General features: G+C 64.1%; 16 protein-coding genes. 2 read left to right on the plus strand and 14 right to left on the minus strand.

From position 1 onward, the window contains the following. Positions 1-32 precede the first annotated feature (32 nt). The 6 genes from B0G82_RS02355 to B0G82_RS02380 form a co-directional block, all read right to left on the minus strand. Positions 33-929, minus strand: coding sequence for a glycosyltransferase family 2 protein (locus B0G82_RS02355; protein WP_241974448.1), 897 nt, complete (start codon positions 927-929; stop codon positions 33-35). Beyond that, entirely contained in the window at positions 926-1822 is an 897-nt protein-coding gene (rfbD, locus tag B0G82_RS02360) for a dTDP-4-dehydrorhamnose reductase (RefSeq protein WP_121306537.1), read from the minus strand. The genes B0G82_RS02355 and rfbD overlap by 4 nt, the downstream gene beginning before the upstream one ends. A gap of 11 nt (positions 1823-1833) precedes the next feature. Beyond that, the gene (gene rfbC / locus B0G82_RS02365) at positions 1834-2385 is read right to left on the minus strand and encodes a dTDP-4-dehydrorhamnose 3,5-epimerase (RefSeq protein ID WP_121306538.1); all 552 of its coding nucleotides are present in this window, start codon (positions 2383-2385) and stop codon (positions 1834-1836) included. After that, positions 2370-3263, minus strand: coding sequence for a glucose-1-phosphate thymidylyltransferase RfbA (gene rfbA / locus B0G82_RS02370; protein ID WP_116119115.1), 894 nt, complete (start codon positions 3261-3263; stop codon positions 2370-2372). Before rfbA ends, rfbC begins: the two co-directional genes overlap by 16 nt. Positions 3264-3273: 10 nt before the next feature. Beyond that, positions 3274-4335, minus strand: coding sequence for a dTDP-glucose 4,6-dehydratase (gene rfbB / locus B0G82_RS02375; RefSeq protein WP_116119114.1), 1062 nt, complete (start codon positions 4333-4335; stop codon positions 3274-3276). 467 nt (positions 4336-4802) lie between these two features. Next, a complete protein-coding gene (locus B0G82_RS02380) occupies positions 4803-5714 on the minus strand; it encodes a GDP-mannose 4,6-dehydratase (protein ID WP_106286140.1) in 912 nt (303 codons plus the stop codon). Positions 5715-5908: 194 nt separating this feature from the next. On the opposite strand from B0G82_RS02380, the gene B0G82_RS02385 reads away from it, so the two are divergent. Then, positions 5909-6787, plus strand: a complete 879-nt coding sequence (locus B0G82_RS02385; RefSeq protein ID WP_116148650.1) for a symmetrical bis(5'-nucleosyl)-tetraphosphatase — start codon at positions 5909-5911, stop codon at positions 6785-6787. 49 nt (positions 6788-6836) lie between these two features. On the opposite strand, the gene B0G82_RS02390 is transcribed toward B0G82_RS02385, so the two are convergent. The 8 genes from B0G82_RS02390 to B0G82_RS02425 all read right to left on the minus strand — a co-directional run bounded on the left by B0G82_RS02390 (position 6837) and on the right by B0G82_RS02425 (position 14029). Beyond that, positions 6837-7694, minus strand: coding sequence for a lysophospholipid acyltransferase family protein (locus B0G82_RS02390; RefSeq protein WP_116142719.1), 858 nt, complete (start codon positions 7692-7694; stop codon positions 6837-6839). Positions 7695-7769: 75 nt separating this feature from the next. Continuing rightward, entirely contained in the window at positions 7770-9050 is a 1281-nt protein-coding gene (locus tag B0G82_RS02395) for a dihydroorotase (protein ID WP_121306539.1), read from the minus strand. Between the two features lie 94 nt (positions 9051-9144). Further along, complete coding sequence (locus B0G82_RS02400) at positions 9145-10170, minus strand: aspartate carbamoyltransferase catalytic subunit (protein WP_121306540.1); 1026 nt, start codon at positions 10168-10170, stop codon at positions 9145-9147. A 194-nt stretch (positions 10171-10364) separates the two neighbouring features. Further along, entirely contained in the window at positions 10365-10916 is a 552-nt protein-coding gene (gene pyrR, locus B0G82_RS02405) for a bifunctional pyr operon transcriptional regulator/uracil phosphoribosyltransferase PyrR (protein ID WP_121306541.1), read from the minus strand. After that, positions 10903-11343 (minus strand): Holliday junction resolvase RuvX, encoded by a 441-nt coding sequence (gene ruvX / locus B0G82_RS02410; RefSeq protein ID WP_121306542.1) that lies wholly within the window; start codon positions 11341-11343, stop codon positions 10903-10905. The genes pyrR and ruvX overlap by 14 nt, the downstream gene beginning before the upstream one ends. Continuing rightward, on the minus strand, positions 11340-11918 hold the full coding sequence (locus B0G82_RS02415) for a YqgE/AlgH family protein (protein WP_007178990.1): 579 nt from the start codon (positions 11916-11918) through the stop codon (positions 11340-11342). The genes ruvX and B0G82_RS02415 overlap by 4 nt, the downstream gene beginning before the upstream one ends. 261 nt (positions 11919-12179) lie before the next feature. Next, entirely contained in the window at positions 12180-13592 is a 1413-nt protein-coding gene (locus B0G82_RS02420; RefSeq protein ID WP_116119108.1) for a hypothetical protein, read from the minus strand. A gap of 266 nt (positions 13593-13858) precedes the next feature. Beyond that, positions 13859-14029, minus strand: a complete 171-nt coding sequence (locus tag B0G82_RS02425; RefSeq protein ID WP_006047743.1) for a rubredoxin — start codon at positions 14027-14029, stop codon at positions 13859-13861. Positions 14030-14318: 289 nt separating this feature from the next. On the opposite strand from B0G82_RS02425, the gene B0G82_RS02430 reads away from it, so the two are divergent. Continuing rightward, positions 14319-15179: a hydroxymethylpyrimidine/phosphomethylpyrimidine kinase gene (locus tag B0G82_RS02430; protein ID WP_106286118.1), complete on the plus strand. Its 861-nt coding sequence runs from the start codon at positions 14319-14321 to the stop codon at positions 15177-15179. The last annotated feature ends 5 nt before the right edge of the window (positions 15180-15184 follow it).

Genomic DNA, 15184 nt, shown 5'->3' on the forward strand with positions numbered 1-15184 from the left:
GTCAATGGCATCGACTGCTGTCGCACCGCTTTTTAAAGTCTACCCAGCCGCCCGCGGATGCCGTCCCACATACCGAGCAGGGCCATTTTCAGATGGGCCATCCGCTCCGAGGGCATCAATGAATAAATGACGAGCCGCACCGGAAACTTGACCAGTTCGGACGACTTCCAGGTCCAGGGCACATAAGAGCGGCGAATCAGCACGACGGCGTTGCGGAACAGATAGTAGTGACGCAACGGGCTGTGCATGGGATACGCGCGACCCAGTACGCGGACCGGCTCGCCGCCAAGTTCATGGCTCATGTGCACCCACGGCACGCCCAATACCCGGTAGCCCTTCTGCTTGGCACGCACACACCATTCCAGGTCGACGAAATCAATGAAAAGCGCGTCGTCCATCGGACCGATGCTCGACCACCAGCGCAAATTGATGCACGACCCCGACGAAATCAGGAAGTCGACCTCGATAGGCTGATCGCCCTGCGGCACGATCCGCTCCAGCGTGCCCCACTTGAAGCGCACGAACGGCGCGAGGCCGCGCAGACGCGCGTCTTCATAAGCCGGACCCACCAGCGCGACCCGCTCGCCCGATGCGTTGGCCGCCTCGATGACTTTCGGCAACTCCGTGAACAACGCCGCAGGCGGCTCGCTGTCCTGATCGAAGATGATCGCCATATCGAAGCCGCCGCGAATCAGCGCTTCGACGCCCTGATTGATCGCCGTCGCGATGCCCGCGTTCTCGCCGTTGGGCAGGTACTCGATCGTCGCGGCCAGTCCCAGCTCGCTCGCCGGCCGCACGCCTGGCGTGTTGTCGACCACCACGCAGTGCATTCTTGCGGCGAGCCGGTTGGCCCGCTCGATACAGGCCGCATCGGGGTTGTAGAAAACAACGACGGCGCCCGTACGCGATGTCAGCGGCGTGCTGCTCAACGCTCGGCCAGGCAGAGTTGCAAGGCGTCGCGCCAATCCGGCGCCTGCACGCCGAACGTCCGTGCAAGATTGTCATTCGACATGCGCGAGTTGCCGGGCCGCTTCGCCGGCGTCGGATAGGAGGCAGCCGGGATCGGCTTGACGGTCGGCGTTTTCGCCAGGCCCGACAGTTCGAAAATGGCCTCGGCAAAACCGTGCCACGACGCCGAACCCGTCGCGGTCAGGTGATAAACGCCCGAATGCTGCTGCCACCAGTCGCTCTGGCCAGGCGCCGCCGCTTGTGCGAGTACGTTTGCCGTGAGCGTGGCAATCGTTTTTGACCAGGTCGGCGCGCCGATCTGGTCGGCGACCACGCTCAATTCGTCGCGTTCCGCGCCGAGGCGCAGCATTGTCAGCAGAAAGTTCTTGCCACGCGTGCCGTACACCCAGCTCGTGCGCAAGATGAGGTGCGCGCAGCCGCTTGCGGCAATGGCCTGCTCCCCAACCAGCTTGCTGTGCCCATACGCGTTTTGCGGATCGGTGGGATCGTCTTCGACGTAGGCGCCGTTTTTCTCGCCGTTGAAAACATAGTCGGTCGAATAGTGGACCAGCGCCGCACCCAGCTTTTTCGCTTCTTCAGCGAGCACGCCCGGCACTTCGCCGTTGATGCGCATGGCGAGATCGAGCTCCTCTTCCGCTTTGTCGACCGCGGTATAGGCCGCAGGATTGACGATCAGCGTCGGCCGGATGTTGCGCACCACGGCGCGAACCTGATCCGGATCGGACAGGTCCATCGCGGCGCGGTCCACCGCAACCACGGTGCCGAGCCCTTGCAACGTACGCGCGAGCTCGAAACCGACCTGGCCGTTTACGCCGGTGAGGAGGATCGTCCGCCTGGCATCATGTGCGCTCATGCGACAACCCCTTATGCGAAGACATCAGCATCGGCCAGACGCTTGGCTGCCGCGTCTTTCGCCGCCAGCAGCGGCTCTTCGTCGATGGGCCACTCGATGCCGATCGCCGGATCGTTCCAGACGATGCTGCGCTCGTGCTCGGGATACCAGTAGTCGGTGGTCTTGTAGAGGAACTGCGCGGACTCGGACAGCACCACGAAACCGTGCGCGAAACCGGGCGGCACCCACAACTGCCGATGGTTGTCGACCGACAGAACCACGCCCGCCCACTTGCCGAAATTCGGCGAACTCTTGCGGATGTCCACCGCGACGTCGAACACTTCACCTTCGACGACACGCACGAGCTTGCCCTGCGCATTCTGGACCTGGTAGTGCAGCCCACGCAGCACGCCCTTCGCGGAGCGCGAATGGTTGTCCTGCACGAATTCGACGCCCGGCTCGACCTGCTCGGCGAATTCCTTCGCATTGAAGCTCTCGAAGAAAAAGCCTCTCGCGTCGCCAAACACTTTGGGCTCGATGATCTTGACTTCAGGCAGCGCGGTTGCGGTTACTTGGATGGCCATGCCACTTGGTCCGTAAGAAGGTTTTGTAGATACTTGCCGTAGGCGTTCTTCGCGAGCGGTCTGGCGAGCGCCTGCAGCTGCTCGCCGTCGATCCACTGCTGCCGGTAAGCGATTTCCTCCGGACACGCGACCACCAAACCCTGGCGCTTCTGCAGCGTGGCGATGAAGGTCGCGGCTTCGATCAGCGAATCATGCGTGCCGGTGTCGAGCCACGCGAAACCACGGCCCATGATCTCGACATTGAGCGCCGCGTTGGCGAGATAGCGCGAGTTGACATCGGTAATTTCGAGTTCGCCACGCGACGACGGCTTGATGTCCGCCGCAATGTCGCAGACCTGCCTGTCGTAGAAGTACAGACCCGTGACCGCGTAGTTCGAACGCGGCTTGACCGGCTTCTCTTCGATCGACAGCGCGCGGAACTGCCTGTCGAATTCGACCACGCCGTAGCGTTCAGGATCGTGCACGTGGTACGCGAAAACCGTGGCGCCATCGGCTTTCTCGTTGGCACGCTCAAGCTGCTTCGCGAGATCGTGGCCGTAGAAAATGTTGTCGCCGAGAATCAGCGCCGACGGGTCATTGCCCACAAAATCCCGGCCGATGATGAATGCCTGCGCGAGCCCATCCGGCGAAGGCTGAACCGCGTACTGGATATTCATGCCCCACTGGCTACCGTCACCGAGCATCGCTTCGAAGCGCGGCGTGTCCTGCGGCGTGGAGATGATCAGCACGTCGCGAATGCCCGCCACCATCAGCGTGGACAGCGGGTAGTAGATCATCGGCTTGTCGTAGACCGGCAGCAACTGCTTGGAAACCACGTGCGTGATCGGATACAGGCGTGTGCCCGAACCGCCCGCGAGAATAATGCCTTTGCGCGCCATTGCCGTGCCCTTACGCGCGCTGCGCGTAGTTGGTCTCAACCCACTTGCGATAGTCGCCGGAGGCGACCTCGTCCGACCATTCCTGATTGTCCAGATACCACTGGACCGTTTTCGCGAGACCCGTTTCGAACGTCTCCGCCGGCTTCCAGCCGAGTTCGCGTTCGAGCTTGCGCGCGTCGATCGCATAACGACGGTCGTGGCCCGGACGATCCTTCACATACGTGATCTGGTCGCGGTACGACGCGCCTGCCTTCGGACGCAACTGATCGAGCAGGTCGCACAGCGTGTGGACCACGTCGAGGTTCTTCTTCTCATTCCAGCCGCCGATGTTGTACGTCTCACCCGGCGTGCCGCGCGCGAGTACTTCGCGGATCGCGCTGCAATGGTCGCCGACATACAGCCAGTCGCGCACGTTCTGACCGTCGCCATACACCGGCAGCGGTTTGCCGCCGAGCGCGTTGGCGATCATCAGCGGAATCAGTTTTTCGGGAAACTGGTACGGGCCGTAGTTGTTCGAGCAGTTCGTGGTGAGCACCGGCAGGCCATACGTATGATGGTAGGCGCGCACCAGATGATCGGAACCCGCCTTGGTGGCCGAGTAAGGACTGTTCGGCGCGTACGGCGTGGTCTCGGAGAATTGCGGATCGGTCGCGGAGAGCGAGCCGAATACTTCATCGGTCGAGACGTGCAGGAAGCGGAACGCGGCCTTGTCGGCCTCGCCGAGCGCAGTCCAGTACTGACGGGCCGCTTCCAGCAGCGTGAAGGTGCCCACCACGTTCGTTTGCACGAAATCAGCCGGGCCATGAATGGAACGGTCCACGTGGCTCTCGGCTGCGAAATGCAATACGGCACGCGGCTTGTGCTCCGCGAAGAGCGCGTCGAGCGCAGCGCGATCGCAGATATCCGCGCGCACGAAAATGTGCTTCGGATTGTTTTGTTGCGACTTGAGCGTACCCAGATTGCCGGCATACGTCAGCTTGTCCACGTTCAGTACCGCTTCGTCCGACGCATTGAGCCAGTCGAGCACGAAATTGGCGCCGATAAAACCGGCGCCGCCCGTTACCAGAATCATGAAATTCCCTTCCAGATGATGGTGGCAGGTCAAAGTAAATGGACCAACCTGCTACCACGCGTTGTGGTGTCGTAATCTTGTCGACGCCCGCCGCCGTCCCGCGCTCTGCGGACGGACGCTCAAACGCCAATCTTATGAAGCCCCGATTATAAAGCCGCCCAAGGCAAAAACTAGAACCCTAACAACTTGAAACAGCTTGACAAGTTTGGTTTCCATCAGTTAATTCGGCCGTCACTTTCATGTCGCATGTCGCTGTGAGCGGTCGCAAGCACGATGGAGCGCCGCGCGGATGAAACGGCTAGCGGTCTGATTCAGCGTCATGCGCTGGGAAAAACGGGAGCAAACGCCGCATACGTCTGATCAAATCGGCCTGCAATGCGGCGCATTATGATTCTTTATACGCGAACGAAAAGTCGCGCGTCACCATGACTCAAATAGATGGCGGATCGCCGCGCCAATGCGGCCGATTATGCCGCCAGCATCCAGCGCAACGTATCCATGAACGGAATCGCCTCGACTTTCGGCACGAGCGTGCGCAGCTTGGCGGGCGAACCGGCCAGCATCTTCACATCGGTTTGCCGCACGAAGGCGGGATTGATCTGAATCTCGAGTTCATGCCCGGTCAGATCACTCGCCGCGGAAAGGATTTCGCGCAATGTAAAGGGCGTGCCGGTGCAGACATTGACGGTTTCCGAGGCGGCCTCGGAGTCGAGCAAGGCTTCATAAGCGCTTGCCACGTAGCGCACGTCGGAGAAGTCGCGCGCTACGTCGATATTGCCGAGTTCGATCGACGGTTCGCGGCGCGCAAAGTGCTCGACGATCTTGGGCACGAGGAAGTTGGATGCCTGGCCGCGGCCGGTGTAGTTGAACGGCCGCACGATCAGGATCGGCAGGCGGTCGAACCAGGTCCGCACCATCGTTTCCATCGCTGCCTTGCTGGCCGCATAGTGATTGACCGGCGTGACCGGAAAGCTCTCGTCGATCGCTGCGCTCGTCACGTTGCCGTACACGTTCGCGCTGCTCGCGATCAGCAGCTTGCGTGGCGTATGACCGACAGCGGCGCACGCCTCCAGCAGATTCAGCGTGCCGATCACGTTGACGCGGTAAAAGTCGAGCGGATCGTTATGGCCTACGAAGCTGATCGCAGCGAGGTGGACGATGTAGTCGGGCCGCGCGATTTCGATCACGCGCCGGCAGGCGTCCGGCGACGTGATGTCGAGTCGCAGGCGCGTCGGCGTTTCCGCCTCGTCGCGCCCCGCGACCGTTTCGATCACGGTGTGGCCGCGCCCGAGCAGGTTGTCGACCAGATAGCGGCCAGTGAAGCCGCTCGCGCCGGTGACGAGCGTACGAATAGGTTGCTCTGCATGAAAAGACGACATGCTTTCTCCGTTCATGAAAGTCATCCTGTTGTGTCGCAATATCTTGGGCGCCCTGCGCCGAGCCGCTTGCCAGCGGCGCCTTGGCCCGATACCCAGCCTTCAAACGGGCTATTATGTCACGCTAATATGTTGCATTGCCCAACGCGGCACGCCGCGTGCGTAACAGCGTGTATCAAACCGCACTCATTTCCTCGATGACACCCGCCACTACGTCTTCCGCGCTTTCCGATCCGCCCCTACTCCCGCTCGCCTTCGGCGATCTGCAAGGCTGCCGCACGCCGTTCCAGCAACTGCTGGCCAAGGCCGCGCCGCCGGCCGGCACGCCGCTGTGGTTCGCGGGCGACCTGATCAACCGCGGCACCGAGTCGCTGGCCACGTTGCGCGACGTCATCGCGCTCGGCGAGCAGGCAGTGCCGGTGCTGGGCAATCACGATTTGCATCTGCTGTCGGTGTCGGCGGGGATTCGCAAGTCGAAGAAAGGCGACACGATCGACGAGATTCTCGCCGCGCCGGATTCCGCCGACCTGCTCGAGTGGATCCGCCACCGTCCTATCGCGCATTTCGACAACGGCATGCTGATGGTCCACGCGGGCGTACTGCCGCAGTGGGACGTGAATCTGACGCTCGAACTCGCCGAAGAATTGCAGCGCGCCCTGCGTGCGCCGAACTGGAAGGAGACGCTCGCCGGCTTGTACGGCAACGAGCCGAATCGCTGGAAACCGGGACTGAAAGGCATCGAGCGGCTGCGTTTGACGTGCAGCGCGTTGACGCGCATCCGCTTCTGCACCGCTGAAGGCACCATGGATTTCAGCAGCAGCGGCGGCCTGAACGCGGCGCCGCCGGGTTGCATGCCGTGGTTCGATGTCCCAGCGCGCAAGACCGCCGACGTGACCGTGGTGTTCGGTCATTGGGCCGCGCTCGGGCTGATTCTGCGTGACAACCTGATCGGCCTCGATTCAGGCTGCGTGTGGGGCGAACAACTCTCCGCCGTGCGTCTCGCGCGACAGCCCGCGGAGCGTACGCTGACACAGGTCGAGTGCGAGAACTGCCGCGCTGCGGCCGGCGGCAATTAAGCCGCCACGGTGACCCGGTCGCATGTCGGGATCGACCGTAGGTCGAAATTCAGGCCGAACGCCCTGACCGGTCGACCTGATCGGCCGGTTCTTCAACCGGTTCTTCAATCAGCTTTGCCGCTGCGGCGGACGTAGCGGCCCGCTCCGCCATCACCGCGCCGGTCATCGCGGCGCCGCTTTGCATCTCCCGCAATGCGGCCGCGATCACGCCTTCCGCTTCCGCCGCCAATGTGCGCCGGTCGGCGCCCGGCGCGAGCGGTGCGCAAACATAGATATGCGCGGTGAGCGGTCCGCCGCCCAGCAGCAGATTCAGCGAATCGGCGAGCGACAGATCGTCGATATAGGCGGGCGCCGTGGATTGCCGGCCCTGCGCGTCCTCATACATCATGCACAGTGGCTGCACCGGCGCCGACGCCGACACGGCTGCCTGAAACATGTTCGCGTGAAACGGCAGCAGCCCAAGCCCGTTGGAGGTGGTGCCTTCGGGAAACACGCACATCAGTTCGCCCGCGCTTAGGCGGTCGGACAGTTCATGCATGATCCGCCTGGCGTCGCTGCGCTTTTCGCGCTGGATGAACACCGTGTCCAGTTGCTGCGCGAGCCAGCCGACCACCGGCCATTGCCGGATCTCGGCCTTCGAGACGAACGGCGTGGGCCGCCACGCGTTGATCACATAGATGTCGATCCACGAAATGTGGTTGGCGACCACCAGCGCGCCGCGATCGAGCCGCGCGCTGTCGTTATGCACGACGAGCCGCATACCGCACAGGCGCAGCATCTTCAGCGACCATTCGCGATTGAGCGTGTGACGCACCTCGGCGCTGGCTTTTGGAAAGCGCGTCGCCACGACCCACATGCCGTGCAGCAGATGAACGACGAGACGTGCCTTGCGTAACGCGAGCTTCATGGTCGGAGCGTTCCTGATTGGGCCAGTAAGGGTTGGCCTATGAGCGGGACAATGAGCGTGGCAACACCGCGGCTATCAACGCTGTTCGAATGCGACATGCCCGGACACGATGGTCGCACGCACGCGCGCCGGCAGTTCGTAACCGAGGAACGGCGTGTTATGCCCTTGGCTCTTCAGCGCACGCGGCTCGACGCGCCAATGAGCGTTGCGGTCGAACACGCAGAGATCGGCCACGCCGCCCACGGCGATACGGCCGGCCGCGTCCAGTTTGAGCACGTCGGCCGGCGCCGTGGTGATGCGGTTCAGCGCCTTCGCGAGCGGCACGCGTGCTTCGTCGGCCCACTTCACCGTCAGCGACAGGAACAGCTCCAGCCCGGTCGCACCGGGGGTAGCCTCGGCGAACGGCAGCAGCTTTTCGTCGTCGTCGACCGGCGTGTGGTCGGAGCAGATTGCGTCGATCGTGCCGTCGATCAGGCCCGCGCGAATCGCCTCGCGGTCGCGCTGTTGACGCAGCGGCGGATCGAGCCGGAACTGCGCGTCGAAATAGCCGATGTCGAGGTCGATCAGATGCACGTGATTCACGGTGACGTCGCATGAGACCGGCAAACCCTCGGCCTTCGCCGCGCGCACCAGCGCAATGCCCGCCGCCGACGACACATGCGACAGATGCACCCGCGCGCCTGTCACGCGCACCAGTTCGAAAATGGTATGCAACGCGATGGTTTCCGCCGACACCGGCACGCCCGAGAGCCCTAGCCGCGACGCCAGCGCGCCGCTCGCGGCCACGCCGCCCTTGCCAAGATAGGCGTCCACGGGACGCAGCCACACGGTATAGCCGTAGGTGTTCGCGTATTGCAGCGCGCGCATCAGCACCTGCGTATCGACCACCGGCACGTCGGCCTGCGAAAAGCCGATGCAGCCCGCTTCGGTCAGCTCGACCATCTCGGTGATGACCTGCCCCTTGAGGCCGACCGTCAGCGCGCCAAGCGGATACACATGCGCCTGGTCCAGATTGCGCGCGCGGAACTTGAGCATCTCGACGAGGCCCGGTTCATCGAGCGTCGGATCGGTGTCCGGCGGGCAGACGAGGCTCGTCACGCCGCCCGCGAGCGCGGCGGCCATTTCGGATTCGAGCGTCGCCTTGTGTTCGTAGCCCGGCTCGCGCAACCGCGCCGACAGGTCGACCAGACCCGGCGAGACGCAGAGACCTTGGGCGTCGATCGTCTTCTCCGGGTGGAAATCCGCAGGCGCGTCGCCAATGGCGGCGATCTTGCCCGCAGCGATAAAAATGTCCTGCTGCTGTTCGGTGCCCGCTACCGGATCGATCAGCGTGCCGCCTTGAATAAGAATCTTCATGCGCTGCCTTATATTCAGCTGAGTTCAGCTAATTCCGCGTTACGTGTCGCGGGTTCGTACTGTGCGTAAGTGACGCGGCTCCGCATCCGCAGGGTCAGTCGTGATTACCCGCGACAATTCCCATCACCGCCATGCGCACCGCGATACCGAAAGTCACCTGATTCAGAATCACCGATTGCGGACCGTCGGCCACTTGCGAATCGATTTCGACGCCGCGATTCATCGGGCCCGGGTGCATCACGATCGCGTCGGGCGCGGCGAGCGCGAGACGCTCCGGCGTCAAGCCCCAGCTCTTGAAATACTCCTGCGCCGACGGCAGCAACGCGCCGCTCATCCGTTCGTTCTGCAGACGCAGCATGATGATCACGTCGACGTCCTTCAGGCCTTCGTCGAGGTTGTGAAACACGCGTACGCCCATCTGTTCCAGGCCGCCCGGCAACAGCGTGCGCGGCCCGATCGCGCGCACTTCCGGCACGCCGAGCGTGGTTAGCGCGTGAATGTCCGAGCGCGCGACGCGCGAGTGCAGAATGTCGCCGACGATCGCCACGCGCAGCTTCGTGAAGTCCTTTTTGTAGTGGCGGATGGTGTACATGTCGAGCAGCCCCTGCGTGGGGTGCGCATGACGGCCGTCGCCGGCATTGATCACGTGCACGTGCGGCGCGCAATGCTGGGCGATCAGGTACGGCGCGCCGCTCGATGCATGGCGCACGACGAACATATCGGCATGCATCGCCGAGAGGTTGTTGATCGTGTCGAGCAGCGACTCGCCCTTGCTGGTCGACGACGCGTTGATGTTCAGATTCAGCACGTCCGCCGACAGACGCGTTGCGGCGATCTCGAAGGTGGTGCGGGTGCGCGTCGAGTTCTCGAAGAACAGGTTGAACACCGACTTGCCGCGCAACAGCGGCACCTTCTTCACTTCGCGATCGGTCACGCTGACGAACTGGTCGGCGGTGTCGAGAATGTGATTGACGATCGCCTTCGGCAAGCCCTCGATCGACAACAGATGTTTGAGCTCGCCGTTTTTCGTGAGCTGCGGGTTGCCCTTGAGGAAGCCGTAACGGAAGCGCTCGGTGGCGCTATCGGCGGAATTCTTGGGAGCCTGGGTGGCGGTGGTCATGGTGTACCTGCTTCAAATACGGACTTCGACGTGATCGGTGTCGATGCGGACTGCGTGTGACGATGCCGGGCCAACTTTCGCGCGTTTAGTTGCAGCGAGCGGCTCGATAAATCTCTCTTGCGTGGCGCGTGATGGCTCGATGCCATGCGCCGATTGCGACGGAAGCGCGGCGCGCCTCGCACATCGCGCCCTGTTCAATCGACGCGTGCTTCAGTGTGAAAAGTGAAACACTGCGCGGATGCGCCGCCTGCTTCGTCGCGTTCCGTGCGGGCCAGCACGAGCGTGGCGTCGGCGGGAATGTCCACCACGCCGCCGACAAAGCGTGCCGCAACCGGCAATTCACGTCCGCCGCGATCGGCCAGCACCGCCAGTTCAACTGATGCCGGGCGGCCGTAGTCGTACAGCTCGTTGAGCGCCGCGCGAATCGTGCGGCCGGTGTAGAGAACGTCGTCGACCAGCACGATACGGCGGCCGTCGACCGAAAACGGCAGCGAGGTCGGGCTTGCCTGCGAGTGCAGCCCTTTTTTTGCGTAATCGTCGCGATGCAGCGCGACGTTCACCACACCGAAACTCGGCAGGTTCAGGTCGCGCGCCAGCCGTTCGGCAAGCCACGCGCCGCCGCTGTAGATGCCGGCCAGCACGGCGCCCTCGGCGCCGTCTTTTCCTGCGCCGAGCTGGTCGCCATACACCGCGCGAATCTGGTCGAGCAACGCGCGATAAAGCGCTTCGGCGTCAATGGAACTCATGATCGTCGGAAAGTCCGTCTAGATATTGCTGGAGGATGATGCTGGCGGCTTCGGCGTCGAGCATGTCGGCGCGGCCGTTGCCGGCGCGGATTTCCGCCTTCGCCTCGACCGACGAATAGCGTTCGTCGACCCACGTGACCGGCAGATTGAAGCGGCCATTCAGCTGGTTGCCGAAGCGCTTCGCAAGTTGGGTCATTTCGTGCGGCGTGCCGTCCGGATGGAATGGCAGCCCGACCACGAGCGCGTCCGGCTTCCACTCGGCAATCAGTTTGCCGACTGCTTCGAAGCGATATTCGCGGCTGCGGTTCTGCACAATCACGAGCGGCCGCGCGCGACGTGTCAGCGAATTGCCGACCGCCACGCCGATGCGTTTTTCACCGTAGTCGAACGCAAGCAGCGTCGCCTCACGTCCGGCCGGCAGACTCATGCGTGGCCCGCTTCGCCCGACAGCATGGACAGGTTGATGCCGAGCAAGGCCAACGCGGCTTCGAGGCGTTCTTCGGCAGGCACGTCGAAGACGATTTTCGGGTCGGCTTCGACCGTCAGCCAACCGTTCTTCGAAATCTCTTCTTCGAGCTGACCCGCGCCCCAGCCGGCATGGCCGAGCGTGAGGAGGAAACGCTCGGGACCCGTACCACTCGCGACGGCTTCGAGCACGTCTTTCGACGTGGTCATCTCGAGACCGCCCGGCACCGACATGGACGACGTGTACGCGTTGCCGTCTTTCGGGTCGTGCAGCACGAAGCCGCGCTCGGTTTGCACCGGGCCGCCGAAATAAACGGGTACATGGAGAAGGGGTTCGATCTCGAGCTTGAGATCGATGCGACTGAAGAGCGCTTGCAGGTCGATATCGGTCGGCCGGTTGATCACGAGGCCGAGCGCACCGCGCTCGCTGTGATCGCAAAGGTAGACCACCGTTCCCGAAAACGTCGGATCCGCCATGTTCGGCATGGCGATCAGGAACTGGTTGGTCAGATTGATGCGATCGGTACTCTTGGACATAGTTCGGATTTTAGCAAAGACGATGCAGGATGGCGGGGCTTTGAGCGTGGGACCGCGATGTGTGCCATGAAGCGAGCCGCGAGCCATCGACGGCGAATCAAGTTGCACTCTATCACGCACGCGGGCCCTCGCCACCGTGCAGGTTCCCGCTGTGTCGCGGCACGCGTGTTGCGTGGCGTGCGGCCGCGTCGCTTCACCGCGGCCAGTGACGACCCGGTGACAGACGGACCGGCGCGCCCCACGACCCGGCGCGCCGATGACTCACGCGCCGCCCTGCTCGATGGAGCGCGTCAACGCGGCCAGCGCGGTGCCGCCGCCGGGTGGCGCGACGCCCGCGGCGACTTTGTGCAACGTGGCGCGCAAGGCTTCGGCGGCCTGCTCGAGCGTGCTCGCCGCCGGTGCGCCGACGATCACATGCGCGCGCACCGCGGGTGTCGATACGCCGGCATGCGCGCGACGGCGCCACGCGAGCCCCAGCGCATCGGCTAGCAGCGCCACGTGGCCGAGGCCCAGCGCGCACGCGGCGGAGCCGAGCCGGTAGGCGGCGTCGCCCGCCTGCAGCGCTTCGCTCGGATCGGCTTTCTCCGGCTGGTCGGCTGCACGGGCATGCTCGGTCAACGCGGAGATCGATGCGTCCGCCGTTTGCAGAAAATCTTCGTAGGCGTTCACATTCACGGCCAACACGCCCAATTCGCGCGTCAAGGCGCTACGGCTGGCGCTGATCGCCTGGGCCTGCACGGCGCCCGCTTCCCAAAGCATTTCGGACGCCTGGGTGCCCGCGACGTGCCAGTCCACCGTCAAGCCGTAGTCGTGCAGCACTTCCACCTGGTCGGCGTCTTCCGCGGCGGCGCCGAACAACGCATAGTCGCGCCACAGCAGCGCAAGCGTTGCGCGCACGAGTGAGCGCGGCGCAAGCTCGATGCCGCGCGCGTGATCGGCGAGCGCGAGGTTGCAACGCGCGTAAAAACGCCGCGCGTCGGTTTCGCCCGTGGCGCGGCCGCTGACCCGCAACGCCTTGGCGCAAGCCTTGGCGAGTCGCCAGAAATCGTAGGGGTCCGGGCCGGCGAGTTCGCCGAAGACAGCGTCCAGTTCGTCGAGCGCCGCGTTGGTGACGGCCAGCGCCGCCGCACTGCCGGTGTTGGCCTGCGAGCGCAGCACCGGCAGCAGCGCGCGTTCGTAACGCGCGCGCAGATGCGCCAGTTGATCGGCGGGCTGCGTGTGCAGCGAGACGGGCGGCACCGGCCGCGCGGTCAACGCGAGATCTTCGAAGGCGATGGTGGAACCCGGTGTGTGCTCCGACAGATGCGTGCCGAGCGCCCGGTAATGATCGAACAGGACCGGCGAGCAGGACAGCTCGCGCAAGTTGTGACGCTCGAGCGCGGCGCGGAAGTCGCGCAACGCCGCGCCGAACACGGGGCGCGCGCTCAGCGCGTCGACCGGGTCGCCTTCGACCAGCGGCGAAACCCGCACTAATGCGTCAGCGAAACGCTGAGCGCTCAGCCAGCCGGCCCCGCGCAATGCATGCGACGCACGCAGCAGCGCCGACGTGCTCTCGCTGTGCTGTTCGAACGCCAGCAGCGCCTCGGCCAGCGCAAGCTCGGCGGGGCGCACGGCGCCGCCGCGCGGATTCGGCAAGGCATCGAAGGAAACGGGTGCAGCGGATTGAGGAGTCATGGGCAGGCGACACGAAGCTGACGGGCCGTCGCCTCGCCGCACGCAGACTGATCGGCGAACGCGCGAACCGGCGACAGGACAATGACAGACTAACGTTGCGACACGGCGCGGCCGAGGACGTTCCGCGTCGACGCGTTGGGGCAAACTTCAGAACGTACCGTGTGCGTTCGATCCTGCGCGGCACGCCGACCGGGAAACATCACGCCAGCGCCGCGCCGCGGGCATGCGGCACGGCCCGTAGCCGGTCTGCCGGCTGCTCCCGGACTTCAGATCTGGACCATCTCGAAGTCTTCCTTACGCGCGCCGCACTCCGGGCAGGTCCAGTTAATGGGGACGTCTTCCCAGCGCGTGCCCGGCGCAATGCCTTCGTCCGGCAAACCGGCTTCTTCGTCGTAAATCCAGCCGCAAATCAGGCACATCCAGCTTTGATATTCCATTCTTGTGTCGCGTCGTAGAGTCCGGAGAAACGGGAGCCATGATGGTACCGTGTTGCCGCCCCAATGCCTAGCAATCAGACACGCGCAATCGTAGGGTGCTACGGCCTTTGGTTATGCAGTTGGGGCGCCCCGCACAGCGGTTGCGACGTCGTGCCGCGCGCCGGCCCACGCTTGCCGGCTGCGGCGCATCGCGAGATGCGAAAAAACGCCCTCGGGACGGTTTAGGCCGCATAATTGAGTCGATTGCGCACTCTCTGCGCCTAAATTTAGCTCCTTTCCGCAAATCTTCATGCCCAGCGACACGCCTCCGATCGTCCTCACCTTCGGCCTTTCCGATCCCACCGGCGGCTCCGGCCTGCAAGCCGACCTGATGACTCTTGCCAGCATGGGTTGCCATGGCGTCTCTGTGCTCACGGGCTACACCGTGCGCGACTCGGCGAGCTGCGACGAAGTCACCGGGCTCGACCCCGAAGTAGTCGCGACCCAGGCGCGGATGCTGCTCGAAGACATGCCGATCGCCGCGTTCAAGGTCGGCGCCTGCACCCGCGCGGAAGTGGTGAGCGCGATTGCCGAAGTCGTCGCCGATTACGACGACATTCCACTGATTCTCGCCCCCGATTTCACGCTCGACGACGAGCACGTGCTGTCCGCCGACGAACTGCGCGAAGCGATCGCCGACCTGCTCGCGCCGCAAACCACGTTGCTGGTCGCCGATTCGGCAACACTGCTCGCGCTCGCCCAACCGGACGGCGACGCCGAAGCGCCCAGTCTCGACGCCGCCATCTCGCATCTGCTGTCGCAAGGCTGCGAATACATTCTGTCGACGGAAACCGGCACGCACCGGCACGTCAATACGCTCTTCAGCGAAGACGGCCAGTTGCGTCAGGACATGTGGGACCGTGGCAGCCATCGGATCATGGGCTTGACGGATACGTTGGGCGCGGCGATCGCCGCATTGCTCGCCAACGGCCAGGATCCCGCCGAGGCGGTGCGCGAGGCGCAGGAGTATTTGTACCAGGCCGTGCGCAATGCGTTCCGGCCGGGCATGGGCGCGTATATGCCGGACCGGTTCTTCTGGGCGCGCAGTGCCGACGACGAAACGCCGCCGGCAGCCGGCAAGGACGCAGCGCCGGGCGAAGCGCGGCACTGATAGCC

The sequence above is a fragment of the Paraburkholderia sp. BL17N1 genome (genome assembly GCF_003634175.1).
GTDB lineage: Bacteria > Pseudomonadota > Gammaproteobacteria > Burkholderiales > Burkholderiaceae > Paraburkholderia.

Excerpts from the sequence above, each read along its gene's own strand:
- B0G82_RS02425 (WP_006047743.1), bottom strand. The coding sequence starts at position 14,029 with ATGGAATATCAAAGCTGGATGTGCCTGATTTGCGGCTGGATTTACGAC.
- rfbA (WP_116119115.1), bottom strand. The coding sequence starts at position 3,263 with ATGGCGCGCAAAGGCATTATTCTCGCGGGCGGTTCGGGCACACGCCTG.
- B0G82_RS02400 (WP_121306540.1), bottom strand. The coding sequence starts at position 10,170 with ATGACCACCGCCACCCAGGCTCCCAAGAATTCCGCCGATAGCGCCACC.
- B0G82_RS02430 (WP_106286118.1), top strand. The coding sequence starts at position 14,319 with ATGCCCAGCGACACGCCTCCGATCGTCCTCACCTTCGGCCTTTCCGAT.
- B0G82_RS02385 (WP_116148650.1), top strand. The coding sequence starts at position 5,909 with ATGACACCCGCCACTACGTCTTCCGCGCTTTCCGATCCGCCCCTACTC.
- B0G82_RS02380 (WP_106286140.1), bottom strand. The coding sequence starts at position 5,714 with ATGTCGTCTTTTCATGCAGAGCAACCTATTCGTACGCTCGTCACCGGC.
- B0G82_RS02415 (WP_007178990.1), bottom strand. The coding sequence starts at position 11,918 with ATGTCCAAGAGTACCGATCGCATCAATCTGACCAACCAGTTCCTGATC.
- rfbD (WP_121306537.1), bottom strand. The coding sequence starts at position 1,822 with ATGAGCGCACATGATGCCAGGCGGACGATCCTCCTCACCGGCGTAAAC.
- pyrR (WP_121306541.1), bottom strand. The coding sequence starts at position 10,916 with ATGAGTTCCATTGACGCCGAAGCGCTTTATCGCGCGTTGCTCGACCAG.
- B0G82_RS02395 (WP_121306539.1), bottom strand. The coding sequence starts at position 9,050 with ATGAAGATTCTTATTCAAGGCGGCACGCTGATCGATCCGGTAGCGGGC.
- B0G82_RS02420 (WP_116119108.1), bottom strand. The coding sequence starts at position 13,592 with ATGACTCCTCAATCCGCTGCACCCGTTTCCTTCGATGCCTTGCCGAAT.
- rfbB (WP_116119114.1), bottom strand. The coding sequence starts at position 4,335 with ATGATTCTGGTAACGGGCGGCGCCGGTTTTATCGGCGCCAATTTCGTG.
- ruvX (WP_121306542.1), bottom strand. The coding sequence starts at position 11,343 with ATGAGTCTGCCGGCCGGACGTGAGGCGACGCTGCTTGCGTTCGACTAC.
- B0G82_RS02390 (WP_116142719.1), bottom strand. The coding sequence starts at position 7,694 with ATGAAGCTCGCGTTACGCAAGGCACGTCTCGTCGTTCATCTGCTGCAC.
- rfbC (WP_121306538.1), bottom strand. The coding sequence starts at position 2,385 with ATGGCCATCCAAGTAACCGCAACCGCGCTGCCTGAAGTCAAGATCATC.